The sequence below is a fragment of the Desulfovibrio sp. 1188_IL3213 genome (genome assembly GCF_036763145.1).
Lineage (GTDB): Bacteria > Desulfobacterota > Desulfovibrionia > Desulfovibrionales > Desulfovibrionaceae > Desulfovibrio.
The window spans coordinates 1-2,079 of record NZ_JBAIYR010000392.1; the positions used below are offsets into that span (position 1 = coordinate 1).

Annotated in this window: 3 protein-coding genes; all 3 read right to left on the minus strand. The window is 59.1% G+C overall.

The window, feature by feature from the left end; translation table 11 throughout:
* Positions 1-130: 130 nt before the first annotated feature.
* Positions 131-691 carry a ribosome recycling factor gene (gene frr, locus V6C16_RS11795; protein ID WP_333534284.1) on the minus strand — a complete coding sequence of 187 codons (561 nt, stop codon included), beginning with the start codon at positions 689-691 and terminating at the stop codon, positions 131-133.
* A 237-nt stretch (positions 692-928) separates the two neighbouring features.
* On the minus strand, positions 929-1,642 hold the full coding sequence (gene pyrH, locus V6C16_RS11800) for a UMP kinase (RefSeq protein WP_012624158.1): 714 nt from the start codon (positions 1,640-1,642) through the stop codon (positions 929-931).
* A 147-nt stretch (positions 1,643-1,789) separates the two neighbouring features.
* On the minus strand, positions 1,790-2,079 hold a 290-nt coding region (locus V6C16_RS11805), incomplete at its 5' end, for a DUF4911 domain-containing protein (protein ID WP_333543294.1).

Below are 2,079 nucleotides of genomic sequence, written 5' to 3' on the forward strand. Positions count from 1 at the left end.
ATAAAATGCTGCCCGGCCCTGCGGTGCGGGCTTTCAGATGAAAAAACGCACCAGCGCCGGAACGTGCCGCCCCCGCCCCGCTGTAGCAGAAACGCGACGGGCGCGGCTCGTGGCGGACAGACCGCCACGGCTAGATTTCCATAATTTCCTTTTCTTTGCCGGCGCAGCGCTTGTCCACTTCAGCGACGTATTTGTCGGTAAGCTTCTGCACATCGTCAGTGGCGCGTTTTTGTTCGTCTTCGGTAATGGTCTTTTCTTTTTCCAGCTTTTTCAGGCTGTCATTGGCGTCGCGGCGCACGTTGCGCACAGCCACCTTGGCCTCTTCGCTGTATTTGCGCGCAACCTTGCCCAGTTCTTTGCGGCGCTCTTCGGTGAGGGGGGGCATGACAATGCGGATGAGCTTGCCGTCGTTGACGGGCGTAAGACCAAGGTCGGACTTGAGGATGGCTTTTTCGATCAGGGCAATGCCGCCCTTGTCCCAGGGCTGGATGGTCAGGGTGCGGCTGTCGGGCACAGCGATGGAGGCCATCTGGCTGATGGGCGTGGGCGTGCCGTAGTAGTCGGCCTTTATGCCGTCCACAAGGGCTGTGGTGGCGCGGCCGGTGCGCAGTTTGGCAAAGTCGCGGTCAAGAGCGGCAAGGGCTTTTTCCATGCGGTCTTCGGCATCAAGAAGGATGCTGTCGATATCCATAAATTATTCTCCTTGGGGCTGCGGCCTGCGGCCTGTTCCTTTGGGGATGGCGCTGCGCCTCCCTTTGCAAAAAAATCCGGGACGGTCTGATGTTGAAAAATCCAGACCGCCCGGCGCGGTTGTAAATTTCAAGCCTGTATGCGCTTGCCGAAACCTGGGCGTTGTTTCGGGCAGAATCGTGCCTGACCGGAAAGCCGGATTTTTCCGCCGTGGCATCACAAGCTCATGTGCGCCTGATCAGCAGTTGCGCACGATGGTTCCCACCGGTTCACCCATGACGGCACGCTGGATGTCGCCGCCGAACATGCGGCAGACAATGATAGGCACATTGTTGTCGCGCACCAGGGCAAAGGCCGTGGCATCCATGACGCCCAGGTGGCGGGCCAGGGTTTCATCGTAGCTTATGGTGTCAAACTTGACGGCATCGCTGTGCTTGGTGGGGTCCTTGTCGTAGATGCCGTCGACCTTGGTGGCCTTGATGATGGCATCGCACTTGAGTTCCATGCCGCGCAGCACCGCCGTGGTGTCGGTGGTGAAATAGGGATTGCCAGTACCGGCGGCGCAGATGACCACACGGCCTTTTTCCATATGGCGCAGGGCGCGGCGGCGAATGAACGGCTCGCACACTTCCTGCATGGTGATGGCCGAAAGAACGCGCGTGGGGTAGCCCTGTTTTTCCAGCATGTCCTGCACGGCCAGAGCGTTCAGTACTGTAGCCAGCATGCCCATATAGTCCGCCGATGAGCGCTCCATACCTTTGGCCGAGCCGGAAAGGCCGCGAAAAATATTCCCGCCGCCGATAACCAGGGCCATTTCCACGCCCATTGCAAGCACAGTGCCTATTTCGCGGCATATTTCGGCCACGGTATCGGGGTTGATGCCGGTCTTGTTGGACCCTGCAAGGGCTTCGCCGCTCAGTTTGAGCAGAACTCGCTTGTATGTCAGTGACATGTATCCGCCTTCGTCTGGATGGGAGGCCCGCATGAGGGCCGTTTTGCTGTGGAGCACCCGCAGTGCGCGGGCGTGAAAAAACGGGACCGGGCCTCCCCGGGCCCGTTCTCCCGCAACAGTGTGTTCATAACAGAAAATGTGGCTATCTCAAAGCATTTTTGCGGCCCTGCGGCCAGTGGGAAAGGGCCACTCCAGCAGCTCAAAGGGCAGGCTGCCGGACATTTCCGCAAGAACACGGCGTGTTTCTTTTTCCAGGTGTGGTGAAAAAATTATTTTAAGCAGGGCGGTTTTTGGCTCAATCACGGTAAAGTAGGCCGTATGGTCGTAAGCTTCGAGCAAAAAACGGAAAAGAGCCGTGTTCCGCGGGGCCAGGCGCACAAGCAGGTGGCCGCTGTGCCGGGGCGCTGCCAGGGCGGGAGCCGCCTTGCGACGCTTGC

What these genes read in the sequence shown, in the direction of transcription:
- frr (WP_333534284.1), bottom strand. Translation starts at nt 691, where the DNA reads ATGGATATCGACAGCATCCTTCTTGATGCCGAAGACCGCATGGAAAAA.
- pyrH (WP_012624158.1), bottom strand. Translation starts at nt 1,642, where the DNA reads ATGTCACTGACATACAAGCGAGTTCTGCTCAAACTGAGCGGCGAAGCC.